This is a genomic window from Endozoicomonas gorgoniicola, assembly GCF_025562715.2.
Taxonomy (GTDB): domain Bacteria; phylum Pseudomonadota; class Gammaproteobacteria; order Pseudomonadales; family Endozoicomonadaceae; genus Endozoicomonas_A; species Endozoicomonas_A gorgoniicola.
Map to the genome: position 1 here is coordinate 6193205 of NZ_JAPFCC010000001.1, position 26706 is coordinate 6219910.

Below are 26706 nucleotides of genomic sequence, written 5' to 3' on the forward strand. Positions count from 1 at the left end.
TATACGATAGTGGCATTGTATGTCAGGGCAGAAGATCGGGCTATAGTAAACCTTTCGTAGATAAGTCAGTGCTTTATGATGGTTTGACTACACTCTCTGTTATTCAGAACACTGATGTGTAATTTATGCCCACTGATATTCCCACACTTGCCGATTTGATTCAGGAAAGTCAGACGACTGAAGATCAAAGCCCTGATGATGTACTGTTTCAGTTTGTCAGCTCATATTACCCACCTTACGATATTGATGGCTGCGAGGAAGAGGCAATCAGTTTGCTGATTAATTTTTCGGTCAAACGTGATGCTGTAGATGACCCGCTCAGCTCTGAAGAAGCAGTACGTCATCTGGCGGATAATAATAATCAGCTGATCAAACGCTTCCAGGCTACTCTCAAAGGCTGGCATACCCACAACCGTAAATTCCCGCTGAGTTTTCAGCGTGGCAATATCCGTTGCCTCTTGCCTTATGATGAGAATGATCCTTATGTCCATTCCGGCTCTGTGAAGCTTCGTAAACGTTATGGCTATTCGCAGAATGCGGCTTATATCAAAGCGTCGAAGGGGATGTTAGCGGAGTTTATTCACCATGGTCGTTTAACATCCATGCTGGAAGAGATTCAGCAAAACAATACACTGGGCGAACAGTTCATGGCTATGCTTTACGAAGCTGAAGAAGCCGCTCGTCGCCTTTCAAAAGACCAAGATGAAAACGATGAATCGGCTGTGGATAACCTGTATGAAAGAATTTTGTCTCTATCCTCTGAAGAGTTTCCTGATACAGCTACAGATCCTCAGATATTTGCTCTTACCGATGCAGGTGAACCAGAATTTCTGCTTTCTCCTTCGGTTCATACAGGCATGATGGCTGAGATCAATCTCAGATTGAAAGAGAGTGCGTTTTGGTTGAGTCGCTGGATGCGCACAGGGACAGGAAACGATGTGCATACCTACGGAGATTTACTATCTGACTGTGGTGGCCGACTTCGGGTTTTGCGTTCAGAGCCTCCTGTCGAAAGAAAAGGCGAGTTTGGCAGGCTGATGAACCGGTTTGTCTCTGCCGGAAATCTCTATTCATTCAAAATAGTCACTGCCTTCTTTATGAAATTTGCCACGGCCTACATTGACGAGGAAACCGGCGAGCAAAAACGCTGGACGACATTCAGGCAAAACCATGTGCTGGAAAATGAGGCTGATAAAATTGCCAAGTCAATTTTTTCCCAGTATCGGAAGCTGGATTTTTACCTCTCTCTCGGAAAAAAACTACCTAAACGATGCCAGCATATAATTGATAAAAGCAAAGCTCAGGGCTATCTGGCTAAAAGGCAGACAAGAACCACAAAAAACATTGATGCAGTTCTGGATGAGTTAATGCCTGGGCTTTTTCAACATATTGACTCGCTAATCAGTGAGGATGTATTACCTTTTACAGAACATCAGCAAAAGATTGTTCAGAATGCCATCATCGGCTACCTCCGAACCCACTAGCCATTATCTGGTCATCAAAGGTATGAAAGTTACCAGAGCTAATGCAATGCCTTGCCCGTATTTGGCAGGATTGCCTTCGATGTATGGTGTAGTAGGTATGGGACGATATCTGGTTAACCATGCATTGAAGGGGGCCGGGCTGGTGTTTGATTCCATCGCTGTATTTGTGAGTGTCTTTTCCATGTCTGGCAGTCAACAGAAATATGCCTGCCATTCACTGCCGGATATCCGTAAACATCAGGATATTCGAATTATTACGGCCCGTGATAGCTGGTTTACAGCAGACATTATTGTGCGAGTAAGCTCATTGCAAAATAAATCAGTTGAGGATCTTAATGACTGGCTGGAAAGGCATCGCCATCTCGACGCACTTTACAAACTTAGATTCTGCGGGGGACATGTTCTTTTTGCAGGAGGTTGTCCCAGTGTAATGGCTGTTTCCGCCAGCGAGTTATCAGAAGTCTGTCGTCATCTGACGGGTTTTATCATTGCTGACCGGATTGAACTCTGTCGTTCAGAGAGGCGAGCCGGTGAGGATGCGCTTGATACTGTGCTCAGACTTATTCAGGGGAGCAGGGCTGAAGGTCACGGCTGGCTGGTGCCTCTATTGGTTGGCTTTAGTCCCTTGGAATTACCTGTGCATCGAAAAAATACAAGGGCTGCGTTACCGCATAGCTACTCAGAACCCGTTCTGGGGTTGGGGCGGTTGTTTTCAGCCCAGGCTGTTCAATCGGACCTGGGCATCAATGAGCCTTTTTTTTGGAAGCCAAATCCTGAGAGAAAATTTGTTGTTTTTGGCTCCATATGATCAAGAATGAATATCTTACACAGTGAGAGTGGGAGGTAGTATATGGCTTCACCCAACCAGCTGAATTTTGAGCGTAGTCTTGAGATAGGCTGTGGCTATCTTTACTCAAGGTGTTCAGAAACTGGGAGGAACTGGACTTTACATGTCCAGCCGCCCCGCAATTTTAAAGGGCCTCCCGGGGACTTTGCTTCGTTGTCTGGTAGTAATGAACAAAATCTCGATACGCCCAATATTCACCGGTCTGAGTTTATCCGTAATGAACCAGGAGACACTCTTCGAGTGGTATTTGAGGGAATCATTTTAAATAATGCCTTTTCTCCAAAAACTTCTGATCTAAGTGCAAAACAAGAGCTCCTCGAGCTTCTGGATACTTACAGGGATAAAGGCGGTTTTGAGCAGCTAGCACGACTCATTCTGTGTAGCCTATTAAATTTCCGCTGGCTACGTAGGAATAATAAAACCTATCAGTTCAGAAGGCAGCTCACATTTAAAACTCATCATTTCAAGCATATTTTCACGTTGCCAGATTGGCTGGAATTGCCTAACCTGGCTGATATAAAGCTATCCTCTCCCGATGCTATACAGGAATGCATAGAATTTATTGCAACCTGCTTGTACAAACCGAATGTTGATCGCTGGTTTAAAGTCTATGCCGAGCTCTACACAGGTAGAGGGTTGAACATTTTTCCCAGTCAGGAAATGCATATTGATAAGAAAAATAACGATGCTGATAAGAAACATAGTGAAGGTAGAACTTTTCTTAAAGGCATTGATCCAGAAACAGGCCGAAGAAATATTCCACTACTGGATGAACGGCATATTTTGTATGCCCTATACACATTTGACTCATCTTATGCTGAAGAAGAGAGCCTTGAACTCATTAATGTGAACCCTAGTGGTTTTGTGGAAATAGAGGGAAAACACTATAGAGACTACCGTCTCGGAAACTGCATTTTTAACTATCAAGAACGACTGAAATCATTGACTAAAGAGCTGCAAGAAATCAATGATCCGGCAAAAATTCCTAATAAAATGCACTATGTTGTTGGCTGCTACACCAAGGGCGGTCTTTTTGGTCAGAAAAATGAGTGATGTTGTATGAACAAACGATATTTTATTGAGTTGTTTCAACCAGAATCGCCCGATGAGCTACGGTCGTTTCATGAGCAGATATTAAAGGCTATCCACGACCAGTCCGAACCCTTTGAGGACCCTCTGACAGGTGCACACTACCGTTCATGGATTGGCTTGTCATTTTCCTTATTTGGGCAGCTGCAACAGTATGTAGAACCAGGTGTGATTGATGAGACCCTTCGGTTGTATTTTGCAAAAAAGCACCCCGGTTTATATATTGGCTGTGTCGTTCATTGTGTATCTGCAATCGTGAGTACTCTTGAACGAATCATTTGTTCAGATGGTTTTAGAAACCTGACTGAAAACGGCTGTGTTATTTCTGACATTCAGCCAGTACCAGACGGCTGCCCAGAAGCTGTCTGTAGAAGGGACAGAAGGCTGGATAAAATGTCTGAGCACTATAAAAGTAAAACTCTGCGTAGATTTATCGTGGGTTCTCAAAGTCTTCCCTATGATCCGCCTGCCATCACTGAGCCGCTGCCTGCCATTTGTAACATCAGTAGCAATGGCAAACGGAAGCCTGTTTATATTGAGCAAAGCTTATCCCCGTCCAGCGATGCCGGAAAGGGATGGTTCACAATGTACGGTCTATCCAGGCGGGGTTCGTCGGTGCCTCTGATTCCAGTACAAAATACTCTTTTTTTCGAGCAACAAGAGAAGGCTGGGTAATCGATTGAAAATAAAAAATATTTTCAGCGTGAATTTTGCGTTTCAAACTTTGGTATTTTGATGAAAACTCGAGAAAAGCCTCTATAATCATGGGGCTGGAAGCATTTGCTTTCGGGTGAACCGCTGTGAATGCGGCTGAGAAGAGCAAAAGAAAGTGGCGGAAAAATTAAATTCCGTGAACCGCTGTGAATGCGGCTGAGAAGTGATATTCAGAACTTTGTATCGGCAGCTTACGGTGAACCGCTGTGAATGCGGCTGAGAAGACTTTCAACTGTGTATTCATCTGGAAAACCGAGTGAACCGCTGTGAATGCGGCTGAAGAGGGCCTCATCAGCGAGCCTCTGCTGAAGCTCGTGAACCGCTGTGAATGCAGCAATTGAGTGGACGTTCCATGAACACCCTTCTTGTCAGAGTTCTATCCACATATTCTGTTAACAACCCTGTGGAAAACCCCATAATCCCTTGCTCCTTCGACCTTTCTTCAAAGTCAATGGCCTTTTTCCAACCAGAGTTTTTCAAGGTACTGCAGAGTTAAGCCTGTCTGTTTTGATGGGGTAAGTCCGGGTAATTATGCAGTGGTGGCCGGATGGCTCTGGAATACCCAGAGCTATCCTATAGAATATTCAAAGCGCCTTTTTGCTGGTTTTGATACACTTTTTGCGAACATCTGAACGACAGGGGGAAATATGCGTTTTTTCATTCTGGTTGGCGTGCCTGTCGCTCTTGCATTTCTTTTGGTTGGAGTATGGTACTGGTATGACCAGCACCTGCTCTGGCTCTGGATGAGTGGCATGATGCTGACGGTTGCCAGCTTGGGAGGGATTTTTTGGTATGTGTGCTGGTTAGATGAAAAAGGAGCCGACAAAGCGCAATCCACCCAAACAAAGCCTCTTCCACTGGAGTGAGGTGTGTTGTCAGAAAGCTTGCCTGATCGATATTCTTGGGAGAAGTAAACAGCGCTCAATATTCGCTCTTACGGCAGAAATCTGAGATCAACTCATGAAGGCAATCTGAGCATAGTTCGCACTGAACCCGATAACCATCTTCGAAGGCGGAACGATATCCGGCGGTGAAATCGATTCGCAATATTTCCTGATAGGCGTAATTGTCTTTGCTGTATAATTTTTTGCAGCGATCGCACTCGATAGCCACTTCGATATCTTGTTGAATCTGTTTTTGTTCGGTTTTGATCATAGTGCGCCTCTATTCAGACCAGAAGTGGCCAACCAGTGCCACAGAATTACTGTATGGTTCATCAAGAACCATATCATCGATACTCAGCGTGCCGCCAACAAGGCATAAGTTTTGGGCGGCTTCATCGAACATGTCTTTTGGTTGGTAATTTTCGCGCTGAAGAAAGCGGTTAACGCTATCGTGAGAAATGCCAGCCACTTCTGCCAACCTTGTGCATGTTGATGATTTAGGCTCGCTGATCAAAAATCCCATGTATTGTGGAAGTGTGCATTTTGCAGTTGTTGGGCGAGTAGTACTTCTCACTTTCGTCCCTGAAAGATAGTCATTTGTGGCTATTATCAAATTTTAAAGCCTGCTGTCAATGCGTAAGTCCTATTGGTGACAACACACCAGATCAGGTGTATTTTAAGCAAGCAGCCTGAGATCTGAATAGCAATGAATCAGAACTTCACTTACTGCTCAGGCTGTTTGACTACTGGAGGCCAATTCAAATAGAAGGAGTTCAAAATGATAAAAGGCGATCATCTAGTTTCCCAAAGATTAGGTTACACCCACCATGGTTTGTATATAGGAAATGGAATGGTTATCCATTATTCAGGTTTTTCTGAATTATTTGACAAAGGCTCTATCGAAAAAACGACACTTGAAGACTTTGAACAAGGAAGCAATTCTTCGGTCAAAAATCATCTTGTGTCTCTTTACGATGCAAATGAACGAATAGAACGAGCTTATTCAAAGCTTGGAGAAGACTCATATAATCTTATCTTCAACAATTGTGAGCATTTTGTTAATTGGTGTTTCAACGGTCTTAAAATTAGCTCACAAGTTAATAATGCAGCTGTTACAGTTGTAAGGTTCTTCCTTAATTTAAGTGGGTGATTTAGCATAGTCAGAACCACTCAATGCAAGGGGGCCGAGATGCGTGGCAAGCAACTGTACTCTCAGATACTGGGTATTCAAAGCCCTTGGTCAGTGTCTAATGTAGAGCTTTCTGTTAAGGACAGTCAGTAGAAGTTCACATTGAGCATAATAGCAAAAAGTCCTGCAAATGTAGTCGTTGTGGCAAACCCTGCCCAGGTTGTGATCACGTTGTCCAGAAGTGGCGTCACCTTGATACATGCCAGTTTCAAACCATCCTTGTTGCCAATGTTCCCCGTACCAAGTGTCCTGAGCATGGTGTGCTGGCGACACGAGTTCCATGGGCTGAAGCTGGCTCTCGTTATACTGCGCTGTTTGAAGCACTGGTTATTGACTGGTTGAAAGAGGCTACAACCCAAGCAGTTGCACAACAGATGAAGCTTAGTTGGACTGCCATAGACGGTATTCAGCAACGCGCTGTAAAGCGTGGACTGGAGCGCAGGGAGGCAAAGCCACCGAAGCGATAGCGGTCGATGTAACCTCTTTTCAGAAACGGCATGAATATGTCACTGTCATCACGGATCATCTTGAAGGCGTTGTGGTACATGTTGCCGATGACAGTAAGAGTGACAGCCTCAATGAGTACTTTGATACCTTGCCTGAAGAGCAGAAAAACGGGATTGAGTGTGTATCAATGGACATGTCTAAGGCTTACATCAAGTCGGTCAGGAAAAATGTTCCCGAGGCTGAGCTACGGATAGCATTCGACAAATTTCATGTTGCACAGTCGCTTGGCAAAGCCGTTAATCAGGTACGCATACAAGAGAATAAAACTCTACTGACACAGGGTGTAGAACTTCTCAAAGGAACTCGCTTTGACTGGCTGACGAACCCTGAAAACATGTCTGAGGAAAAATGGGAAGCCTTTGAACCACTGAGGAACTCGACGTTGAAAACCGCCCGAGCCTTGGCTATGCGGGAGATGGCTATGTCGTTATGGGATTACAGGTCGAGAGCTTGGGCAGTCAAAGCCTGGAAGCGCTGGTTGAGTTGGGCGCAACGCTGTCGTCTCGAGCCGATCAAGGAGGTTGACAGAATGGTCAAGGAGCATTTGTGGGGGATAGTGAATGCTATTGTTCTCAATGCAAACAATGGGCGTGCGGAAGGTATCAACAGCAAAATCCAAAGTCTGAAGAGCCGCGCTTGCGGGTACAGAAGCCGGGAACGATACAATACAGCGATCTACTTTCATCTCGGAGGATTAGACTTGTATCCAAGCGGAGTGAATCGTTGAAAATCGCCCACTCAAACAAGTGAAGAGCCAGTTGCAATTGCGCGTGAATACGCAAAAAGAAAAGGTGCTGAAACTGCTGCATCTATAGTTGCACATCAGGCAGCGAGAACAACTACTACTAAAACCGCAGAAGTAGCAATAACATCTGCAGTTGCCAAATCAGCAGTTTCCACTACTGCAAGTACAGCAGCAGGTGTAACAGCTGCAAGTGCTGTAACTGGTACTACTGCCGCCGGGGTTGCATCAGCTGTAGCGGCGGGTTCCATTGCATCTGTTGCTGCCCCGGTTGCAGTCGCTGTTGGTGTTGGGTATGGCGTGAAAAAAGTATTTGATTGGTTGCTAGATTAAATATCCAGCATGTAAATCGGGCAAGGGTTGGTTTTTCTCCAACTCTCCCCAGTTGAGTCACCCAAAGGAACTTCCCCCAGACGCTCACAGAACCGTACTTGAACCTCTCAGCTCATACAGCTCCTTATCCAACCGCCGACACACGGCCAATGTGGCAGGACGATAGTTTTGTTCTCCTGTCGATAGAGTCGAACCGGATAAAGCGGGGATGCGCAACGATTTATTCATTACCTGTCGGATGACAATACAATAGTCTCAGTCATCATCCTTTTGTTCAAATAACCAGCGAAAATACCTTTCCGGGGCTTCAAGGAAAGACTTTGTCAGTTGGTAGTGACTGCTGTCCTGATAGTTTATTTCTTTGATGCAGCCATCATCAAAACTGATCACTTTTGCACCCGGATAGCTCAACAGGATAGGAGAGTGAGTTGCAATCAGAAATTGTGCATGACCGGGAACTTCCAGTTGATTGATGATACTCATGAATGTGAGCTGTCTTTGTGGAGAAAGAGCGGCTTCCGGCTCGTCGAGAATATAGAACCCCTGTTCAAACCTGTTTTCAAATAATGCCAGAAAGGACTCACCGTGTGATTGCTTGTGTAATGACTTCCCCCCGTAAGCACGCAGGTCTGAAGCCGTTTCAATGTAAGTAGCGAAGTTGAAAAAGCTTTCAGCCCTTAGAAAGAACCCCTCTGTAGTCCTTGGCATCCATGATAAGCTGAGCGCACTGGCCAATTCAGAACGATCTTCGAATTGCTCCCTATAATGGTCTCTATTCCCTCCTTCAGGGTTGAAGCCACAGCACTCTGCTATGGCTTCCAGCAACGTGGACTTCCCGCTACCATTTTCGCCAACCAGCATGGTTACTTTTGAATCAAGGGTAATATTAATTCCATTCTCAAAAGCAGGGATATTGAAGGGAAAGCGACTTCTCTCGAACCGTTCTTCAAGACTGGAAATTCTATGCAGAAAAGGAGAGCCAAAGCTTAGTCTGCTTCTCATATAATGTTTCACCTGCTTGCTTAAGGTTGCTTTGCAGCATTCATTATATTCAGGTTTATTTCTTTCGGATAATTACCCTGATGAAAATACAGCGAGCGATAGATTTTTCTTGTACACATGTTATACATGGAACTTGTGTGTACCGTAGACGTTAGAAGAATTCTGATGGCCAGATGTTACTGGAACGGGTGGCAGAATGCGCTGGCATACTCATCTTGACAGACTCATGCTGAATCCCGACTTTAGAATATCTAGTAACGCTTCAACCTGCTGATTTATAAGGAAAATTTCGTTTACCGACTTATTGCACACTAATGTTAGGAGTTGAAATAGTCTATTTACCGACTAAATTATAAGTTAAATTTTCAAACGAATGTTTTAATGTTAGATATATCAAGAGGTTAGGAGCTCTCTCATTTACCGACTCTATTGCCTATCCCACACGCTGGTTGACCGTCATAATGGGGGGCACCGAATCAGAACTCTGTCATGCTGGACTCAGCTCGTCGCCATGATATTTGCACAACTGCCGAGTCGGGTTTCCATTCGGGATTTGGTTGAGAATTTTGAGACTTTTTTCTTTCTGCCGCCGCAGTAGGGCAGACTATTCTCGGTCAGGCTCCTCGGGGAGTAGTCAACGACATGGTGCGTATGATTGACTCCACGACTATCGGTTTGAATTTGGGTGCGGTTCTCTAAATAAAAAGGGGCTGTTCAGTAACAGCCAGAAGGGAACTGATGGCAGTGCCAGCCTGTACAGCCTGATTGAAACCGCCAAGGCCTGTGACCTGGAACCCTATGCCTATCTGAAAGGGGTTTTTACTCAGTTGCCTTCTGTAAAACCGTCATTCAGCACCTATATCAGGAATAAATCTCTTGGTACGGTCGACCAAGAATTGAAATGATGGTTAATTGCCTCTCCTGCAAGCCAACGACATGTTTTTCATGACCATCGACCAATAAAACATTAATTCCCTGAAAGCAAAAAAATACCCAGCGTGCAGTCGGATTCTGATAGGGCTTTCGCTTCATATCCGGAAAGAACCTACTCTGACGCTTTAATTCATGCCTGATTCGATGCTGTATCGCTGCGTAGACTAACAGGCAAAGCGTCATCACCATAAGCAACGCTTCTATACGTTCCGGCTTCTTTAAAAACAGCGAGGAGACCAGAAATTCAGGGCTTTTAAGAAACCGAAATCCACGCTCCACCGACTGCTGTGATTTATAAGTGCTCAACACTTCTGCTGAACTTAGCCGGCTCCTGTCCAGATCATTTGTTGCCAACACAAAGCACCCCAGGGAAGCCTCTGCTACTTTACGACAGTCAACGGATACCCAAGGATGACCGCTGACATAATACTCCACGCTATCTGGTTTGCTGTCTTTCTCCGGACGTCCCACTTTGGTATAGCATGGTTTTGTCGTAATTACAGGTTCTGCCTGACAATAATTGCTTTTTGATTGCCACTCATTGAACGCACGCAATGCGTCCGTTTCACACTTGAACGGTTTCTTCGCCAGCTTGCTGGTCAGTGCTTCCGCTTCTTTTTCTGACTTTTTCAACAGTTTTTTGAGCAGTGTTTTCTGTTCGCTTTTCCGAGCCTGTTCACTGCGAATCAGAACCCACCGTTGAGATACATCCGCATAGTCGGACAGTACTTCGCAGCTCTCATAACCTTCGGCATCTTCAACCGGTGTCATCGCACAAGAAGCGACACTGTCCACAAGCTCTCTTGCGGATTTTATTTTAGCCGGAACCCGGGTGATGAACTGTTGCTTTTGCTGATGCAATATCTGTACATTGTCTGTTGTATAAAGTGCAGCATCGCCGATCAGGTAACGATTATTCAGCGCCTCTTTGTAGCATTTCAAATGCTTGCTGATGACTTTTTTAAAATTAGTGTTGTCGTTTATATTGCCACTGGATGCGGCCATGAATACGGGAATACCCGCCTGATTTTCAGTCATTAGGAGCAGTATCGCCTGATTTAATTCAGGTCGGTGATCTCTGCTGTATCCACGACAGATTTTAATGCAGTTCAGATCTTCTTCATCGACTTCAGACTCACTGTTATAACGACCGTCCACATGAAAGCTGGTTGAATCAAGATTCAGAGCATTACACGGCAGTTTCAAGACATTAACGGCCTTGACAGCCAGTGATAAATAGACCTCACTTACACCCAGTTCAAAAATTTGATCCAAGGCTCTGCCGAGTACACTTTCGTTGATATGTTCCGGCTCTATACCCGGCCGAATAAGTTTATCCAGTGGTTTGTCGGCGTGAAACTCAGGGAACATGTGGAGTGTGCGAGCAGTGAAGCCCAGTCCGTTAAGCAGCATTGAGACAACGGTTTCTCCGAAGGAAATCTTTCTGGTTTCAGATTGGTTGGGAACCAGAGAATCCAAGAGGTTAGCGATCCCGAGCTCTTTGCACATACCGGCCACCAACCCCGTATGGTCGATGCGTTGAATGTGAAATTGATGAGGTTGCATGGCATATGCTCAGTCTGAAAATTTTTTACATTTTAGATGGTTTTAGGAAATTCTCAGATTAAGTGCTGAATGACGGGTAAAATCTGTTGGAGATATTGAGTGGCTACTTCTCTGGAATGTACTGCCCGGCTCACGTTTCGCATTTTGCAGCCCAGAGCTTCAAGAACTTTGTGTTCCTGTGCTCTCCACGGATCCCTTTTCTCTCGTTTCATTCTTTCTGGATCAATAATATTTGCACGCCGGAAAAGTTCTCTCCATTCGCTTTCTTCTCTTCCAAGCAGCCTTAAACAGTGTGCCTGTTGGCTCAAGGCAGAAGCAAAAGAGGGGTATTTAATACATACAGATTCCACGACACCCAATGCTCTCTTGCAAAGCTCCTCACCTTTTTTGTTTTTCTTCTCTCCATATAGACAAAGAGCTTCCTGAAAATATCGAATGGAAAGGGCATGCTGGATATGTTTGCTATGAAACAGGGTGTTTTGATCTCCGTTTTTAATGGAATCCATTGTTTCGTCAAATGTCTGCCATTTTTTTTGCTCCCCTAAGCCGATGAGGTAGACCTCGATATATTCAGGTCTAGCGGGATAAGTTGATATGCAAGATTTGGCGAGTGCGTCAAAGGTATTGTAATCCCCTCTCTCCCGGTGTAGCCGAACCCGGGTCAGGTCAATAATGTGGTTGCCACAGGGGGTGGTCCAGTCATCGGGAGTCAGAGTACTCTTGTGGTTCCCGGCCATGGCCTGCAGTAGCTTAACGGCGTCCTCGTAATGCCCTCTCTCCTCTTGTAACCGAGCCCGGGCCATATCAATAATGTGGTTGCCACAGGGGGTGGTCCAGTCATCGGGAGTCAGAGTACTCTTGTGGTTCCCGGCCATGGCCTGCAGTAGCTTAACGGCGTCCTCGTAATGCCCTCTCTCCTCTTGTAACCGAGCCCGGGCCATATCAATAATGTGGTTGCCACAGGGGGTGGTCCAGTCATCGGGGCGCAGAGTGCTCTTGTGGTTCCCGGCCATGGCCTGCAGTAGCTTTCCGGCGTCCTCGTAATGCCGCCTCTCCTGGTGCAACCGAACCCGGGTAATATCAATAGTTTGGTTGCCACAGGGGGTGGTCCAGTCATCGGGAGCCAGGTCACTCTTGTGGTTCACGGCCATGGCCTGCAGTAGCTTTCCGGCGTCCTCGTAGTGTCCTCTGTCCTCTTTTAACCGAGCCCGGGTCAGATCAATAGTGTGGTTGCCACAGGGGGTGGTCCAGTCATCGGGAGCCAGGTCACTCTTGTGGTTCCCGGCCATGGCCTGCAGTAGCTTTCCGGCGTCCTCGTAATGCCCTCTGTCCTGGTTTAACCGAACCCGGGTAATATCAATAGTGTGGTCGCCACAGGGGGTGGTCCAGTCATCGGGAGCCAGGTCACTCTTGTAGTTCCTGGCTATGGCCTGCAGTAGCTTTCCGGCGTCCTCGTAATGTCCTCTGTTCTCTTGTAACCGAACCCGGGCCAGATCAATAGTGTGGTCGCCACAGGGGGTGGTCCAGTCATTGGGAGTCAGGTCATTCTTGTGGTTCACGGCCATGGCCTGCAGTAGCTTTCCGGCGTCCTCGTAATGCTCTCTGTACTCTTGTAACCGAACCCGGGCCAGATCAATAGTGTGGTCGCCACAAGGGGTGGTCCAGTCACCGGGAGTCAGGTCACTCTTGTGGTTCCCGGCCATGGTCTGCAGTAGCTTTCCGGCGTCCTCGTAATGCTCTCTGTACTCTTGTAACCGAACCCGGGCCAGATCAATAGTGTGGTCGCCACAGGGGGTGGTCCAGTCATCGGGAGTCAGAGCTTTCTTGTGGTTCCAGGCCATGGCCTGCAGTAGCTTTCCGGCGTCCTCGTAACGCTCTATGTCCTCTTGTAACCGAACCCGGGTAATATCAATAGTGTCGTTGCCACAGGGGGTGGTCCAGTCATCGGGGTGCAGATCTGTCTTTTGATCCATGGCCATGGCCTGTAGCAGTTTTTGTGCTGACAACCACTGACCAGATGCCCCAAAAACCCTGACAAGGGTCATGTCTAGATCCGTAACGCTGGAAAGGTTTTGATCACCAACGGCTCGTTGCTCGTTCTTACTCTTGAAATCTATCAGTAATTGTTCGGCTTCTCTGTAATGTTGACTTCCACCTTGATTAAACAGTGAGCGTGCAAGACCAACTACTGCAGCCTTCTCATCAGGGTTAACCCCAATAATTCTGCGGAATTTTTGTTCAGCTTTCTTTGGGCTCTTTTTTAATAATTTAAAGGCTTTATCTATTTCATTTTTATGCGGAGAAATGACTTTATAATGTAATCCAGGAGTTGAAGTAGACCGTTTTACTTCTGACTTTGGAATAAAGACTTGAGCATGTGGGTTTAAAGAAACAGGTCCTTTTTTTGGAGCTGCCTTCTTTGGTTGATGCTCTGGAGTTTCCTCCTTTGGTTGAGGCTTTGGAGTTGCCTCCTTTGGCAACTTAAACCCCGGAGTAAAGGCAGTTGCATTTGGGTTAAGTCTACTCCCTTCCATTTTTATTCCCTCCCACTAATCGCTTACCTTCCGGGTGTTTGTCCGGGTGATTTTATTACGCCCACGGTAATACAGCCTGTAATGGCTAACGCCAAGAGGGTTTTATTGAAAATTTTTTCTCTCGGATTAAGGTCCTTCACTGTCTTGCTCGCTTGATTGATACTGGAAAGTAAGACTGATGTTTTAATAAGAAGTTTCATCCGGCTCGGGTCAACGACATTTTAATTAGATAACTGACATTAAAATGGATGTTTGAATATCACTGTTATCAATAAGTTAGAGACAGCTAAAATTCCCGACTTATTGATCTTTGAATATTATACGTAACACTGCCTGCAAGCATAACTGGTATCGTGCAACCTGAAGAATCCTTTGATTGTTTCACTCGACTCTCAAGTTTTTTGATGAACGAGTGTGCAATATTCGGGCAATTTGTATTTGAGTGATGGCGTTGGAGCCTGCCTGCCCAATTCTCTGCCTACCATGTGCTTACTGGACTCCCTTATTGGGCGGTAGTCTTTTATTGCCTCTGTCAGGCGTTCAAATTCTTTCTTCGGATTTTCAGACTCAACCACTGTCTGGATAACCTCCAGCAAGGCATCCATCCTGAGCTTCTCGACCAGGCAGCCAACGGTAAGCGCAGGCTGTTTGTGTTCCAGGCGGGCGGATTGTTCCGGGTGCAATAGCAACATGTGGTCACACAGCACGCTCAGGATCACGCCACGCTTAGATCCTTCATCGCCTTGCTGCAAGGCTCTGTTGCACCAGCCCTCGTGAAGTTTCCAGTCCTCGAAGAACACCTCGATCAACCACCTCAGGGTGTGAAGTCTGGCGATATCATCGTGACGCCAGGAGAGATCGGTAGCAGCAAGGTAACGATAATCCTTTTCCCCTTCATACTTCAGGGCAATGATAAAACGCTTCTTGCCGTGTGATTTGATTTTGAGGCGTGCGCTTAAAACCGTTACCTTCTGCTCCTTGCCGCCACGGATGACCAAAGTTTTCTCAACGCCGGGCTCCATGCGGTTGAAGTAGGTTTTCAGCGAAATCTCCTTACCCTTATGTATGGCTTTCTGGTTCCAACGTAACTGGCTAACTACCTGTGTCCCGCCAAACACTTCTGAGGCGCAGTCCATAAAATGAGCGTTACCATACAGGGCATCGGCGAGTGTGCCACTGATAATAAAACCCGGGAAATTCTCGTGAAACTCACGGAGCATTTCCAGTGCCAGCTCCTGTTTTGTCGGGAAGTCACTGTTGGGCTTGGGTCGTCTGGGTCTTTGGCTAGGTGGAACTCCCCGGGTCTTCAGCTCTTGGCAACTCTTACGCCACTGGGTCACATCAGGATCTGGCATGTAAAGTCGGAAATCAACGGGAATAGTCACCAGCGGCGTTTGTAGCACCAGAAAGACCAGTTCCTGCCCATTTACGTAGCCACTGGTTTTCTTATCTTTAATTTTGTGGGTTTTGCTAATCTTCGAGGTTTTCTTACACGGGTTGCGTCCAGTATCGTCCAGCAGGAGATTGCCTTCGGTCAGATGGTATGACTCGATAATGACAGAGACACTAAGCCGCAGTAGTAAATGCCAGGCAATGGTTGACTTGTAAAACATCCACCATAAGGCCGCAGACGTGTACTGTCCCAGGCTTCGCCGTTCAAAGGTGGCCCAGCAGAGCCTCTCGGTCAGAATGGTTGCGCAAAGAACAAAGGCCAGAAAGTGGCGTTGCGTACGTGAAAGCGGACAGCCCATTGACATCAGGGCATTATTGAGACGATCTATAAAACCAGTGGCACAGGGCAAAACACGAACAAGCATAAGCAAAGGAGCAAGTTGCGGAAATCAGTTGCATCTACCAAGCTTGGTACAGCTGGCCTCCTGTTGCCACGATGAAGGCTCTGCGAAGCCGTGAAGCCCGAGTGGCAGCAGCGAGACCAGCGCAAAAACCCAAGTACCTGCTCATTCGGTCAGAGAAAAACTTGAGAGTCGAGTGTAACGTCTATGATGACCTGTTCAAATACTACGATGCGTTGCAGATTGGTCTGATTGCAGCGTCTTTGGATATGCTCAGCCGCACCACCTTTGGCCTGTTTGGTTGCGGCGGGCGTATTCCAATAGCAAACTACCCCCTATTCCTCGAACCCACAGCTGGATTACACCAGATTCTGCGAACCATGGTCGAAATGGACGGTCAGGCTGTTGCTGCAGGCTTTGCAGATTTTACCGCTATGCACCAGCTGACCAGTCAGCAGATTGACTTAAGGCTGAACAGGAGGTTGGTTCGTGTTATCGTGCAGAGCTTACCTTGATAATATCTCCTGTTTTTCCACACTCTATTCCGGAATATTGCTTATATGACAGAAACGATCAGCTCCCTTGAAGATATCGTCAGCTTGAAAGAAGGAACCGAAGTAGAGTTTAAGCTGGCAGGTGGAAAAAATGGGCAGGGTGAAGTGCCTAAGGATGTCTGGAAGACTTTCAGTGCAATGGCTAATACGAATCGGCGATATATTTCTCGGTGTTCGTGAGAAGCCTGTGGGGGCATTTAAAGTCATTGGGGTAGTCAAAGCAGATAAGATGATTGCTGATTTGTGGAACACACTGAACTCAGGCAAAGTCAGTGCCAACTATCTCGATGATCAGGATATTAAGCCAATCACTTTGGGTGATAAGACTGTTATTCGCATTCATGTCCCGAGAGCGAACCGTCAACAAAAACCTGTCTACTTAAACAACAACCCTATGCAGGGTACTTATCGTCGCTTCAATGAAGGCGATCATTTGTGCGACCCGGAAAATGTACGCAGGATGTTGGCTGAGCAGGTTGAAGAGAGTCGGGATACTCGCTTGCTTGATGGCTTTACTTTGGCCGATCTGGATATGGAGTCTTTGCAGGACTACCGCCAAATGTTCCAGAACCATAAACCAACACATCCATACAATAAACACGACCATCAGGAGTTTCTTCGTTGTATCGGAGGATGGCGCAAGAACCGTAAGACCGGTGAGGAAGGCTTAACACTGGCAGGTTTGTTAATGTTCGGCCAGCTTCCCGCTATTCAGGAAGGGGTGTCTAATTATCTTCTGGATTATCAGGAGAGACCTGAAGCCAAAGCTGAGCTTCGCTGGATTGACCGAATTACGCTTGATGGCACATGGTCTGGAAACCTGTTTGATTTCTATCGTAGAGTTATCAATAAATTGACCGCTGATCTCAAAGTACCTTTTCAGTTGGATGGTGGGCAGAGAAAAGACCACACTCCTGTTCATGAGGCACTTCGGGAAGCTTTGGTAAACACCCTGGTACATGCCGATTATTCAGGGCGAATGTCTGTATTAGTGGTCAAGAGACCAGATATGTTCGGCTTTCGTAACCCCGGCCTGATGCGAATTCCTATTGAGCAGGCTATACAGGGAGGCGATAGCGACTGTCGCAACAGAACTATTCATCAGATGTTTCTGATGATAGGCCTGGGTGAGAGGGCAGGCTCAGGCATCCCGAAAATTTATAGCAGCTGGTCCAGTCAGCACTGGCGGCAGCCTCGTCTTCATGAACGTGTGGAGCCTGAACAGACGCTGCTTGAACTTCGAATGATTGATTTGCTGCCACAAGAAACTATTTCACAGTTGCTAGAGCGCTTCGGTAACAGGTTTACCCGACTTGGCAGCCTGGAGCGTGTTATTTTGGCAACAGCCGGGATTGAGTCGGTGGTCAATCATGCACGGTTGCAGGAAATATCTACCGAACATCCGTCAGATATATCTCGTGCCCTTCAACAACTGGTAAAAGAAAGGTTGCTTGAAACCAGTGGCAGCGGTAGAGGTATGGTCTATTGCTTGCCGGGGGCACATCTTCCAACGCCAGATATTCCCTTTCCTCAAGAGGTTCCTACAGAGCTGGTTTCCGCCTCTGGTTATATGGGTATTGATTATAAAAGCTCCGATGATTTGAGCCTGAGCTCCGATGGTTCCGTAATCAGCTCCGATGGTTTAGCAGCTAACTCCGATGATACGGATATAAACTCCGATGAAAGTCACCCGGCTATGGAGAGGCATCAGGACGGAAGACTCATTATCACGAGCCTGGGAAATGTTGACAGAATATTGCTTGATGATTTGCTGCAACTTACTGAAATAGCCAGAAAAAAGAAGAGGCTGCCAGTAGATGAAATGGAGCAGGTTATCATAGCGGCCTGTAAGAAGTGCTACCTGTCCTTAAGAGTATTGGCTGAATTACTGAGCCGATCTCCGGATCCTCTGAGGCAGAGCCACCTGAACCGGATGGTGAGAGATAAAAAGCTACTTAGAGCTTTTCCTTTAGAGCCAAACTCGCCAAAACAGGCCTATACCTCTGCTCAGGCGACCTGATCCCCCCTGCCTATTGAAAAGGCAGGGCTACTATACCAGCCTGAGTTCCAGTTTCTTACCCAGTGCTGAGGCAAATCGTTCCAGAGTTGAAAGTTTCACGTCTTCTGAATTGTTCTCAATGCGGGAGATAGCACTTTTCTGGGTTTGAAGTTTGTCTGCAAGCTCCTGCTGAGTAAGGCCTTCTTCCTTCAAGCCCCCCCTGACCCCTCACTCTGATGCGTAAACTTCCGTGCTTTGTTGATTTGTATCTATGAAAAAGTTGTTGTTTTGTGACAACTTGTGCGAGTGAAGTTCAGGGTGAAGATAACAGGGGAAGGTTCTGAATGCTTTGGTAGATCAGGAACGCATTTCATATTTTCTGTTGGTGGATGCAAGTGCTTTATGCTCTGGTTCTTCTGGCAGCCCCCGAACTGAATCACTAATAATAAAGCCGGATTCTACTGGTTAATTGCCTGCCTGTTGGCGATAAAAAGTTTCTATCGTTTAATTTTAACAGTTAACGACAAGGGTTTTCTTTGCTTTAAAAAAGAGGCTTTGGCTAAAAATCAGCCGGAATATCACTGTCTTTAAAAAATAATAATACTTGGCGGGAGACTGAAATGAGTATTTCGCAACACGCGTTGAATAAAGGGGATATCATTGATAAGGCTGTTTTCTGGCCTGCCACAATCCTCACTTTGATTATGGCTATTTTCTTTTTATACGATCCTGAAAATAGCGGTCAGATTATGGGTAAACTTCACGCATTCACCACGGGAGAGTTAGGCTGGTTTTTCCTGCTGGCTACTTTTGGCATTGTTTTATTCTGCATCTATCTGGCGATGTCGCGTTATGGCGGAATCGTATTAGGGCAAGAAGGAGAGAAGCCGGAATTCAAAACCTTTACATGGCTGGGGTTGATTTTTACTTCCGGTACTGGCGGCAGTGTACTTTATCTTGGTGCTGTGGAGTGGATCTGGATTATGCAAGCCCCTCCGTTCGGGCTTGAACCCGGCAGTGTTGAAGCTGCTCAATGGGCATCGAGTTACGGCATGTTCCATTGGGGGCCCTCAGCCTGGGCCTGGTATATTGCCTGCGCTATTCCCATTGCCTATTTTTTCTTTGTGCGCCAGAAACCCACTCTGAAAATGAGCGAATTCGCCCGCCCGGTTATTGGCAAAAGTGCTGACGGCATTGCAGGTCATTTAATTAATTTCCTCTATATGTTTGGCATGGTAGGCGGGGTAATGACCTCTCTGGCTCTGGGCACTCCCATGATATCCAACGCTATTGTTTATGTGATGGGCTGGGAGTCCAGCAATGCCTTTCTGGATACTTTTGTCATCTTCCTCTGGACCTTTATCCCTCTGATGGCTTTGCTTATGGGATTGAAAAAGGGCGTCGCAGTCCTGAGTGAGTGGAATGTCCGGGCCGATATCCTTATGTTGCTGGCAATCCTGATCTGTGGTCCAACCGCCTTTATTCTTAATCAATCAGTAGAAGGTCTTGGTCTGATGTTGCAGAACTTTGTCTATATGAGTTTTGCGACGGATATGATCCGCGAGGGCGGTTTCCCGCAGGCGTGGACTGTCTTCTATTTCTCCTGGTGGGTGGTTTATGCCCTGCCATTTGGGTTGTTTATTGCCAAGATATCCAAAGGCAGAACGATTCGTGAAGTCGTTCTTGGCGGCCTGGTAGCCGGCTCTCTGGGTTGTATGGTGTTCTACATGGTACTGCCAGGTCTGGGCATTAAACTGCAAATGTCTGGTACTTTAGACCTGATGAGTCTTATGAATGAACAGGGGCGTGGTGCCGTGGTTTACTCCATGCTTGAGCAGATGCCGTTTGGTACTGTGTTTGTTTTTGCTTTCGGTATGATTGCCCTGATCTCTTATATTACTGGTCACTGTGCTGTTGGCTATTCCCTGGCGGCTGCTACCCAAAAGCAAATGCAGCAAAATGAAGATCCGGCTCAGTGGAATGTTGCTTTCTGGCTGGTTCTTGCCGGTGTTGTATCCCTGGCTCTGTATTTTATTAATCCTGAAAGTCTTAAGCCTTTGCAAACAGTCTCTATTTTGACAGGTTTCCCACTCTGTTTTGTGATTGCAATCATCGCCCGTAGCTTTATTAAGCAGATTAACCAGGACTGCCCGAACGGTTTTCCTGTTCCGGATGGTGAGGGCCGAATTTATCTTGATCCAGCCACTTTCCCTGAACAGGACGAAGAAGTAGCTGCCTCTCTTGCAAACGCTTAATTGATTTTATTGGCTTTGATCAGGCTACTCTCTCAGGGGAGCCTGATTTTACTCCGGGGTCTAAAAATGTTGTCAATCACTGAGCCGCCAAAAGAAACACCTGTATTAGCGACGACAGAAGTACTTGTTGTGGGTAGTGGCCCGGCCGGGCTGACGGCTGCAATAGCTTCGGCACGGGCGGGTGCAAAAACCATGATTGTTGAACGTTATGGCTGCTTTGGCGGTGTTATTTCTCAGGTTGGGGTTGAGGGGATTGCCTGGTATCGCCATGAGGGGACTGTTGATTCAGAAGGCATTTGTCGTGAATACGAAATAAAAGCGAAAGAGCTTGGTTTTACCCGGCCTGAGCCTCAGTCCATCAGTGAGGCTATTGATGCGGAAGGGTTTAAGTATGTTGCAGACCGAATGATTCAGGAAGCCGGAGTCGAACCATTGCTGCATTGTCAGGCAGTGGATGTGATTAAGGAAGGGGCGGCCGTTACCGGGATTATTGTAGAAGGTAAATCCGGCCGTCAGGCTATTCTGGCTAAACGGATTATTGACTGTACCGGCGATGCGGATATTGCGGCTCTGGCCGGCGCGCCATTTACCAAGGATGACAGGGATAAGTTGATGGGTGTAACTGTCATATTCAACTGTGCAGGGGTCGATAAGGAAAAGTTTGAAACCTATGTTCGTACAGAACTCAAACCGACGTATGGCGACTGGGGAAAAAACTGGAGCGTTGAGACTTCCGGCAAGGAGGACGACATGTTCAGTCCCTACATTGAAGAGGCTTTTAACAAGGCTCAGGAAGACGGCATTATTCCAGGCAATGCCCAGGCGATAGCCGGTACCTGGAGCACCATTACGGAAGCGGGTGAAGGTTGCCAGATGAATATGGTCTATTCCTTTGGCTATGACTGTACCGATGTACGGGACTTAACCAAAGCTGAAATGGAAGGTCGCCAGCAGGCGCTATGGGCCATTGACGCGCTGCGAGCTTACATTCCCGGTTTTGAGCGCGCCAAACTCCGCAACTTTGGTATGACTCTGGGAACCCGTGAATCTCGCATTATTGAGGGGCGCGGCACGATCACTGAATCAGACATCCGTAACCAGGGGCGATTTGATGATTCCATTGGCATCTTCCCTGAATTTATTGACGGTTACGGCATCATTATTCTTCCCACTACCGGGCGTTATTTCGAAATACCTTACGGCGCACTCATTCCACAGAATGTTGAAAATCTGCTGGTAGCCGGTCGCTGCATTGCTGGGGATAAAATTTCCCATGCCGCTACCCGTAATATGATTTGCTGTGCTGTTACCGGGCAGGGTGCGGGGATGGCAGCCGCTTTGTCTTTGAAAGATGGCGTTAATGTAGCGGATGTTGATATTCAAAGGTTGCAGGAAGCCCTTGTTGAGCAGGGTGCTCGTGTTCATTGAATGATTCATTAAATAGTAATTAAAACAACTGATCTTCAAGGAGTGCCATAATGGCTGGTTTACTCGATAGCGTTGACCCGGATGGGTTACTTGAATATTCCGTAGTATTTACCGACCGCTCTCTAAACCATATGTCGACCACCTTTCAGGGGGTTATGAACGGTATCTCTGCCACTTTGAAAAAGGTATACAACGCTCATTCTGTTGTCATTGTGCCGGGTGGTGGCACCTATGGTATGGAAGCCGTCGCCAGACAGTTTGCCGCTGATAAAAAATGCCTGGTCATCCGTAATGGTTTCTTCAGCTATCGCTGGACCCAGATTTTTGAAACGGGGAATATTCCTTCAGAGCATACTGTGATGATGGCGCGCCCTGAAAGTGATGCTATTGACGCTCCGTTTGCTCCGGCACCTTTAGAAGAAGTTGTTGCCAGAATCCTTGCCGAAAAGCCGGAATTTGTCTTTGCTCCCCACGTAGAAACCTCTTCCGGCATGATGCTGCCCGATGAGTACATTAAATCTGTCGCTGATGCCGTTCATTCTGTGGGTGGCATGATGGTTCTTGACTGCATCGCCTCTGGAACAATCTGGGTTGATATGGGCAAAACCGGGGTTGATATTCTGATCAGTGCACCACAGAAAGGTTGGAGCAGCTCCCCCTGTTCTGCCATGGTAATGCTGAGTCCGCTGGCTCGTGACCGAATTGAGGGTACTCAAAGCAGCAGCTTTTCCTGTGACTTGAAAAAATGGCTCCAGATTATGGAAGCCTATGAGAAGGGTGGTCACGCCTATCATGCGACCATGCCGACGGATGCTCTTAATACTTTTTGTAAAACTGTCAAAGAAACTGAAGCTTATGGGCTTGAGAAGGTGCGTGAAGAACAGTTGGAGCTGGGTCGACGGGTTCGTGAATTGCTGACTGAAAAAGGAATCAAGTCTGTGGCAGCAGAGGGCTTTGAGGCACCGGGTGTGGTCGTTAGTTATACCTCTGATAGTGAGATTCAGACCGGCAGGAAATTTATTGAGGAAGGTTTGCAGATTGCTGGTGGCGTTCCACTGATGTGCAATGAGTCTGAAGACTTCAAAACATTCCGCCTGGGATTGTTTGGTCTGGACAAGCTGCATAATATCGACCGGACTATTGCTTCACTGGATAAAGCCCTGGACAAAATTTTTTAACGCTGCCGCCAGCCTTTCAAGGCTGTCTCTGTTAAGCCGATGACCTATCTGTTGATGGCTTTTCAAAGGCAATGGATATGCGATTTGATCTGGGTGATGGATACAGTGTCAGAAGCTTCCTGTATGGCGATGCATCGTCTTTATCCCGCCATGGCAACAATGCCAACATTGCCCGGAATCTCAGAGACAGTTTTCCCAACCCTTACAGTATTGAACATGCCAGAGCGTGGATTCAGCATGTAAAGGAGCACGAGCCGGATACCCGCTTTGTGATTGCCAGTGGACAGGAAGCCATCGGTGAAATCGGTTTTGTTGTGCAGCTGGATGTGCATCGCTATTCCGCCGAGATTGGCTACTGGATATCGGAAGAACACTGGGGCAGGGGAATCATGCCTAAAGCCCTCGCCTTTGCTTCAGATTATGCGTTCAAAAAGAAGAAGATTGTCCGGCTGTTTGCCGATGTTGTGGAGTACAACGAAGGCTCCTGTAAAGTGCTTGAGAAGTGTGGTTATCAGCGTGAAGGTATTCTGAGAAAACACATCTACAAAGGTGAACGCTTTTATGACCAGTTTCTGTACGCCCGAATTAATCCTGATGCCTCATAAAGAGATTCGGCCCAGAGGCTGAACGGTTATTTCTTCCGTCAGTTCCTGATGTGACAGTACGGCCAGATCATACACTTCCAGTTCCAGCAGCTTGCGTACGTAACGACGAATGTCCATGGACGTAATCAGTACGGGTTTGTGTTCCAGGTGGCCTATTTTACCCACGGTATTTTTAACGTTTTCCACAAACCGTGCCGATTGTGACGGATCAAGTGCCAGATAGCTGCCAGCAGACGTCTGGCGAATACCGCCACGAATGGTGTCTTCAACATCCTGATCCAGCAGATACACCGGCAGCATGTTTTTACCATTGGAGTACTTGTAGCTGACGTAACGCTTTAATGATGAGCGGACATATTCCGTCAGTTGAACCACTTCTTTCTCTTTATGCCCCCAGACAACCAGTGACTGCAGAATAGAGCGCAGGTTGCGAATGGAAATATCTTCGGATACCAGCCGCTGAAATATTTCGGTAATTTTGTTAACGGGCAATAAACGCTGCACTTCCTTGATCAGTTCACCGAACGAGCTTTCCATTTTCTCCAGCAGGTAGCGGGTTTCCTGAATACCGATAAATTCTTCTGAGTACTTTTTCAGGACATGAGCCAGATGGAAGGTGAGAATTTTAGGAGCGTCCATAAAGTTAACGTTGTTCTTTTCCAGACGTTCCTTCTTATCTTCGGTTGCCCAGATAGTGTCCAGTCCGGGCAGAAAATCGTCCTCTTGTTCAAAAGGAATTTTCAGCATTTCCAGATGGTCAATGGATTCACGGATAAAGATATAGCCGGGTCGGAAATAGCCGCTGGCGACGGGGACTTCCTGCAAAAGAATAGAATAGGTGTTGTCTGCCATGGAGTCATTAAAGCGCAGGTGAATACCGGGAAAAGGCACACCCAGATCCATGTAAAGTGCTTTGCGGACTTTCAGTAACTCGTCGTTCAACGATTGTGTATCCAGACTTTCCTGAATCGAAGTGGGTACATCAATAATCAGTGGCAGTGTCTGGGTGAACTCTTCCTGTTGATCCAGACGTGATTTGGCTTTGTCCGGTGATTCGGTGGCTGCTGCCATAGCAGGAATACCGCCTTCTGCCTCATCGTGTTCGGCTTTGGCGGCTTTCTTTAACAGGTAGTAACCACCGCCGCCGATAAAGGCTGCCAGAAACAGGAAAATCAGGGTCGGGAAGCCGGGAATCAGCGCAAAGCAAAGCAGTAAAACGCCACCCACCATAAGGGCTTTGGGTTTATCCAGCAGTTGCCCGCCGATTTCATTACCAAGGTCTTTGGAGTCCTCGTTCGATACCCGGGTAACGATAATACCGGAGGTGATGGAGATCAGCAGGGCGGGAATCTGGGAAATCAGGCCGTCCCCAACAGTTAAAATGGCATACAGCTGAAGGGCTTCACCAGCACTCAGTCCCAGCATGGTGGAACCAATGGCTACCCCGGCTGTGATGTTTACAAAGATGATAATCAGACCAGCAATGGCATCTCCTTTGACGAACTTCATCGCTCCGTCCATAGAGCCGTACATCTGGGATTCTTTCTGAACCAGCTCCCGGCGTTTCTGGGCTTCTTCCATTTCAATGGAACCGGCACGCAAGTCGGCATCAATACTCATCTGCTTACCAGGCATACCATCCAGAGAGAAACGGGCGCTTACTTCTGCAACACGTTCTGAACCTTTGGTAATCACCAGAAACTGAACAATGGTGATGATCAGGAAGATAACGATACCTACAATCAGGTTGCCGCCTACCACGAAATTACCAAAGGTGTAGACAATCTCACCGGCGTCGGCCTGCAAAAGAATCAGGCGGGTTGTCGTAATAGACAATGACAGCCTGAACAGGGTGGTCACCAGCAGTACTGCAGGGAAAGACGAAAACTCCAGAGGCGACCTCAGGTAAATAGACGTCATCATCAGAATAAAGGACAGGCCCATGTTCAGGGCAATCAAAAAATCCACCACAGGGGTGGGCATGGGCAGGATAATCAGGCCAACAATGGCTACCAGCAAAACAGCCAGCATCAGGTCATTGCGCTGGCCCATTTTCTGGAGACCGATAAGAACTGGATTCATGCATTCAGCCTGATTGTTCGGGGCTTAACCTTTCAGGCAGAAATCAGGCGGAAAGCAGGGGTTAACGTACAGCGGCTTTCTTCAACTTTTTCTTCCTGAGCAGGGCGCGTCCCTTGATCCATTTTATGGCACGGGTATCGGTGCCGGGCTTTACGTACTGCAGAAAACTATCGGCAGCCTTAATGGACTCTGCAGGCTGGTCAGTTTGAAGGTAGGCATAGCTCAGCATGCGATGAACATCAGGGTTCTCAGGTTCCATCTGACGCATGGCTTCGAGCAGGGCGATCGACTTGCGGGGCTGTAAATATTCAAGATAATAAGAAGCCTGAGCGAATAACCATTCTTTCAGCGTTTTATCCATAGAATGTCTCCCTTATTCCAATTCCGCCTTCTAAATATCACCCTGCCACCAGTATATTTCGGCTCATCATCAACATTTCCTGAAGCTCTTTCGACTCCTGTAAAACGTCAAGCGCCTTCTGAAATTCCGGGCTTTCATTTTTGCGTTGCTCAAAAATGGCTAATGCCAGATTAGTCATCATGTGATGTTCATCGGGTGATAATGATAATGATGATGAGTTGACGTTCATGGCGAATCGTTTTTCCCGGTTCTGAAAAGTCCGGCCCATTTCAAGAGCTGTCCAGAAGTGAGCGGTGATGCTTTCGCCAGAAGGCTTAAACGAGGACTTATCTTTAGGAAAGTCTTTATCGACCGCATCTGCGGCTATTCTGGAAATTCCAGACAGGCCACTGTTGAATGAAACATCCATAGTCGTATTCTTTTTGTGGAAATCGAATAGGCATTTCATCGGCCACCTGGTGATGACCTGAAAGCGGTCAGGCTAAAAGCATTAGAATTAGGGGGCGGAGTTGGATACACTGTCAATTAAATGGAATTTTTTGCTTGATTTCAGTATTAAAGCTTTATTTTTTTGTGCTAATTGACGAAGTATTAATAATGACTAGTTAGCTGTAATGAGCAGCTAAC

Annotated in this window: 26 protein-coding genes and 1 pseudogene; 16 read left to right on the forward strand and 11 right to left on the reverse strand. The window is 46.9% G+C overall.

Annotated features, from left to right (window positions below):
- Window positions 1–125: 125 nt before the first annotated feature.
- The 5 genes from NX722_RS27840 to NX722_RS27860 all read left to right on the forward strand — a co-directional run bounded on the left by NX722_RS27840 (window position 126) and on the right by NX722_RS27860 (window position 5000).
- Window positions 126–1484 (forward strand): hypothetical protein, encoded by a 1359-nt coding sequence (locus tag NX722_RS27840; protein WP_262566066.1) that lies wholly within the window; start codon window positions 126–128, stop codon window positions 1482–1484.
- Window positions 1453–2292 (forward strand): type I-F CRISPR-associated protein Csy2, encoded by an 840-nt coding sequence (locus tag NX722_RS27845; protein ID WP_262566067.1) that lies wholly within the window; start codon window positions 1453–1455, stop codon window positions 2290–2292. The genes NX722_RS27840 and NX722_RS27845 overlap by 32 nt, the downstream gene beginning before the upstream one ends.
- A 42-nt stretch (window positions 2293–2334) precedes the next feature.
- On the forward strand, window positions 2335–3384 hold the full coding sequence (locus NX722_RS27850; RefSeq protein ID WP_262566068.1) for a type I-F CRISPR-associated protein Cas7f/Csy3: 1050 nt from the start codon (window positions 2335–2337) through the stop codon (window positions 3382–3384).
- 6 nt (window positions 3385–3390) lie between these two features.
- Window positions 3391–4095: a type I-F CRISPR-associated endoribonuclease Cas6/Csy4 gene (locus NX722_RS27855; RefSeq protein ID WP_262566069.1), complete on the forward strand. Its 705-nt coding sequence runs from the start codon at window positions 3391–3393 to the stop codon at window positions 4093–4095.
- 686 nt (window positions 4096–4781) lie between these two features.
- Window positions 4782–5000, forward strand: a complete 219-nt coding sequence (locus NX722_RS27860; RefSeq protein WP_262566070.1) for a hypothetical protein — start codon at window positions 4782–4784, stop codon at window positions 4998–5000.
- A gap of 55 nt (window positions 5001–5055) precedes the next feature.
- Here the strand turns inward: NX722_RS27860 and NX722_RS27865 are convergent, their stop codons facing one another.
- Window positions 5056–5289 (reverse strand): hypothetical protein, encoded by a 234-nt coding sequence (locus tag NX722_RS27865; RefSeq protein ID WP_262566071.1) that lies wholly within the window; start codon window positions 5287–5289, stop codon window positions 5056–5058.
- A gap of 15 nt (window positions 5290–5304) precedes the next feature.
- Window positions 5305–5592 (reverse strand): annotated as a pseudogene (locus NX722_RS27870) (IS701 family transposase); the annotation flags it as partial.
- A gap of 204 nt (window positions 5593–5796) precedes the next feature.
- Here NX722_RS27870 and NX722_RS27875 point away from each other — a divergent pair.
- The 3 genes from NX722_RS27875 to NX722_RS27885 all read left to right on the forward strand — a co-directional run bounded on the left by NX722_RS27875 (window position 5797) and on the right by NX722_RS27885 (window position 7441).
- Window positions 5797–6168 (forward strand): lecithin retinol acyltransferase family protein, encoded by a 372-nt coding sequence (locus NX722_RS27875; protein WP_262566072.1) that lies wholly within the window; start codon window positions 5797–5799, stop codon window positions 6166–6168.
- Window positions 6169–6308: 140 nt separating this feature from the next.
- Entirely contained in the window at window positions 6309–6674 is a 366-nt protein-coding gene (locus NX722_RS29045) for a helix-turn-helix domain-containing protein (protein ID WP_407648078.1), read from the forward strand.
- Window positions 6593–7441 (forward strand): ISL3 family transposase, encoded by an 849-nt coding sequence (locus tag NX722_RS27885; protein ID WP_262564371.1) that lies wholly within the window; start codon window positions 6593–6595, stop codon window positions 7439–7441. Before NX722_RS29045 ends, NX722_RS27885 begins: the two co-directional genes overlap by 82 nt.
- Window positions 7442–7536: 95 nt before the next feature.
- On the opposite strand, the gene NX722_RS27890 is transcribed toward NX722_RS27885, so the two are convergent.
- Window positions 7537–7707 carry a hypothetical protein gene (locus NX722_RS27890; protein ID WP_262566073.1) on the reverse strand — a complete coding sequence of 57 codons (171 nt, stop codon included), beginning with the start codon at window positions 7705–7707 and terminating at the stop codon, window positions 7537–7539.
- A gap of 337 nt (window positions 7708–8044) precedes the next feature.
- Window positions 8045–8791, reverse strand: coding sequence for an AAA family ATPase (locus NX722_RS27895; RefSeq protein ID WP_262566074.1), 747 nt, complete (start codon window positions 8789–8791; stop codon window positions 8045–8047).
- A gap of 445 nt (window positions 8792–9236) precedes the next feature.
- Here NX722_RS27895 and NX722_RS29050 point away from each other — a divergent pair, with 445 nt between their 5' ends.
- Window positions 9237–9389 (forward strand): DUF4372 domain-containing protein, encoded by a 153-nt coding sequence (locus NX722_RS29050; protein WP_407648086.1) that lies wholly within the window; start codon window positions 9237–9239, stop codon window positions 9387–9389.
- Window positions 9390–9555: 166 nt separating this feature from the next.
- A complete protein-coding gene (locus tag NX722_RS29055) occupies window positions 9556–9696 on the forward strand; it encodes a transposase domain-containing protein (RefSeq protein WP_407648087.1) in 141 nt (46 codons plus the stop codon).
- Here NX722_RS29055 and NX722_RS27900 read toward each other — a convergent pair.
- The 3 genes from NX722_RS27900 to NX722_RS27910 all read right to left on the reverse strand — a co-directional run bounded on the left by NX722_RS27900 (window position 9653) and on the right by NX722_RS27910 (window position 15641).
- Window positions 9653–11290, reverse strand: a complete 1638-nt coding sequence (locus NX722_RS27900; protein ID WP_262564376.1) for an IS1634 family transposase — start codon at window positions 11288–11290, stop codon at window positions 9653–9655. The genes NX722_RS29055 and NX722_RS27900 overlap by 44 nt on opposite strands.
- Window positions 11291–11343: 53 nt before the next feature.
- On the reverse strand, window positions 11344–13335 hold the full coding sequence (locus NX722_RS27905; protein ID WP_262566075.1) for a tetratricopeptide repeat protein: 1992 nt from the start codon (window positions 13333–13335) through the stop codon (window positions 11344–11346).
- 881 nt (window positions 13336–14216) lie between these two features.
- Window positions 14217–15641, reverse strand: a complete 1425-nt coding sequence (locus tag NX722_RS27910; RefSeq protein ID WP_262566076.1) for a transposase — start codon at window positions 15639–15641, stop codon at window positions 14217–14219.
- Window positions 15642–15802: 161 nt separating this feature from the next.
- On the opposite strand from NX722_RS27910, the gene NX722_RS27915 reads away from it, so the two are divergent.
- Entirely contained in the window at window positions 15803–16132 is a 330-nt protein-coding gene (locus NX722_RS27915) for a hypothetical protein (protein ID WP_262566077.1), read from the forward strand.
- 154 nt (window positions 16133–16286) lie between these two features.
- Window positions 16287–18191: an ATP-binding protein gene (locus NX722_RS27920; protein WP_262566078.1), complete on the forward strand. Its 1905-nt coding sequence runs from the start codon at window positions 16287–16289 to the stop codon at window positions 18189–18191.
- A gap of 30 nt (window positions 18192–18221) precedes the next feature.
- Here the strand turns inward: NX722_RS27920 and NX722_RS27925 are convergent, their stop codons facing one another.
- A complete protein-coding gene (locus NX722_RS27925; protein WP_262566079.1) occupies window positions 18222–18383 on the reverse strand; it encodes a helix-turn-helix transcriptional regulator in 162 nt (53 codons plus the stop codon).
- Window positions 18384–18790: 407 nt separating this feature from the next.
- On the opposite strand from NX722_RS27925, the gene NX722_RS27930 reads away from it, so the two are divergent.
- The 4 genes from NX722_RS27930 to NX722_RS27945 all read left to right on the forward strand — a co-directional run bounded on the left by NX722_RS27930 (window position 18791) and on the right by NX722_RS27945 (window position 23636).
- Window positions 18791–20425, forward strand: a complete 1635-nt coding sequence (locus NX722_RS27930; protein ID WP_262566080.1) for a BCCT family transporter — start codon at window positions 18791–18793, stop codon at window positions 20423–20425.
- Between the two features lie 66 nt (window positions 20426–20491).
- Window positions 20492–21853 (forward strand): FAD-dependent oxidoreductase, encoded by a 1362-nt coding sequence (locus NX722_RS27935; RefSeq protein WP_262566081.1) that lies wholly within the window; start codon window positions 20492–20494, stop codon window positions 21851–21853.
- 50 nt (window positions 21854–21903) lie between these two features.
- Window positions 21904–23031 carry an aminotransferase class V-fold PLP-dependent enzyme gene (locus NX722_RS27940; RefSeq protein ID WP_262566082.1) on the forward strand — a complete coding sequence of 376 codons (1128 nt, stop codon included), beginning with the start codon at window positions 21904–21906 and terminating at the stop codon, window positions 23029–23031.
- 77 nt (window positions 23032–23108) lie between these two features.
- Window positions 23109–23636: a GNAT family N-acetyltransferase gene (locus NX722_RS27945; protein WP_262566083.1), complete on the forward strand. Its 528-nt coding sequence runs from the start codon at window positions 23109–23111 to the stop codon at window positions 23634–23636.
- Here NX722_RS27945 and sctV read toward each other — a convergent pair.
- From sctV to sctX, 3 genes are all read right to left on the reverse strand, one after another.
- On the reverse strand, window positions 23631–25718 hold the full coding sequence (gene sctV / locus NX722_RS27950) for a type III secretion system export apparatus subunit SctV (RefSeq protein ID WP_262566084.1): 2088 nt from the start codon (window positions 25716–25718) through the stop codon (window positions 23631–23633). The genes NX722_RS27945 and sctV overlap by 6 nt on opposite strands.
- A gap of 61 nt (window positions 25719–25779) precedes the next feature.
- Window positions 25780–26079 carry a tetratricopeptide repeat protein gene (locus NX722_RS27955; RefSeq protein WP_262566085.1) on the reverse strand — a complete coding sequence of 100 codons (300 nt, stop codon included), beginning with the start codon at window positions 26077–26079 and terminating at the stop codon, window positions 25780–25782.
- 37 nt (window positions 26080–26116) lie between these two features.
- On the reverse strand, window positions 26117–26527 hold the full coding sequence (gene sctX / locus NX722_RS27960; protein ID WP_262566086.1) for a type III secretion apparatus assembly protein SctX: 411 nt from the start codon (window positions 26525–26527) through the stop codon (window positions 26117–26119).
- Between the last annotated feature and the right edge of the window lie 179 nt (window positions 26528–26706).

Coding starts and splice junctions, on each gene's coding strand:
- NX722_RS27845 (WP_262566067.1), top strand. CDS start 1,453: ATGCCATCATCGGCTACCTCCGAACCCACTAGCCATTATCTGGTCATC.
- NX722_RS27905 (WP_262566075.1), bottom strand. CDS start 13,335: ATGACCCTTGTCAGGGTTTTTGGGGCATCTGGTCAGTGGTTGTCAGCA.
- sctV (WP_262566084.1), bottom strand. CDS start 25,718: ATGAATCCAGTTCTTATCGGTCTCCAGAAAATGGGCCAGCGCAATGAC.
- NX722_RS27955 (WP_262566085.1), bottom strand. CDS start 26,079: ATGGATAAAACGCTGAAAGAATGGTTATTCGCTCAGGCTTCTTATTAT.
- NX722_RS27895 (WP_262566074.1), bottom strand. CDS start 8,791: ATGAGAAGCAGACTAAGCTTTGGCTCTCCTTTTCTGCATAGAATTTCC.
- NX722_RS27920 (WP_262566078.1), top strand. CDS start 16,287: ATGTCTGGAAGACTTTCAGTGCAATGGCTAATACGAATCGGCGATATA.
- NX722_RS27890 (WP_262566073.1), bottom strand. CDS start 7,707: ATGGAACCCGCCGCTACAGCTGATGCAACCCCGGCGGCAGTAGTACCA.
- NX722_RS27930 (WP_262566080.1), top strand. CDS start 18,791: ATGAGTATTTCGCAACACGCGTTGAATAAAGGGGATATCATTGATAAG.
- NX722_RS27850 (WP_262566068.1), top strand. CDS start 2,335: ATGGCTTCACCCAACCAGCTGAATTTTGAGCGTAGTCTTGAGATAGGC.
- NX722_RS27910 (WP_262566076.1), bottom strand. CDS start 15,641: ATGCTTGTTCGTGTTTTGCCCTGTGCCACTGGTTTTATAGATCGTCTC.
- NX722_RS27865 (WP_262566071.1), bottom strand. CDS start 5,289: ATGATCAAAACCGAACAAAAACAGATTCAACAAGATATCGAAGTGGCT.
- NX722_RS27945 (WP_262566083.1), top strand. CDS start 23,109: ATGCGATTTGATCTGGGTGATGGATACAGTGTCAGAAGCTTCCTGTAT.
- NX722_RS27840 (WP_262566066.1), top strand. CDS start 126: ATGCCCACTGATATTCCCACACTTGCCGATTTGATTCAGGAAAGTCAG.
- NX722_RS27935 (WP_262566081.1), top strand. CDS start 20,492: ATGTTGTCAATCACTGAGCCGCCAAAAGAAACACCTGTATTAGCGACG.
- NX722_RS27900 (WP_262564376.1), bottom strand. CDS start 11,290: ATGCAACCTCATCAATTTCACATTCAACGCATCGACCATACGGGGTTG.
- NX722_RS27875 (WP_262566072.1), top strand. CDS start 5,797: ATGATAAAAGGCGATCATCTAGTTTCCCAAAGATTAGGTTACACCCAC.
- NX722_RS27860 (WP_262566070.1), top strand. CDS start 4,782: ATGCGTTTTTTCATTCTGGTTGGCGTGCCTGTCGCTCTTGCATTTCTT.
- NX722_RS27855 (WP_262566069.1), top strand. CDS start 3,391: ATGAACAAACGATATTTTATTGAGTTGTTTCAACCAGAATCGCCCGAT.
- sctX (WP_262566086.1), bottom strand. CDS start 26,527: ATGAAATGCCTATTCGATTTCCACAAAAAGAATACGACTATGGATGTT.
- NX722_RS27940 (WP_262566082.1), top strand. CDS start 21,904: ATGGCTGGTTTACTCGATAGCGTTGACCCGGATGGGTTACTTGAATAT.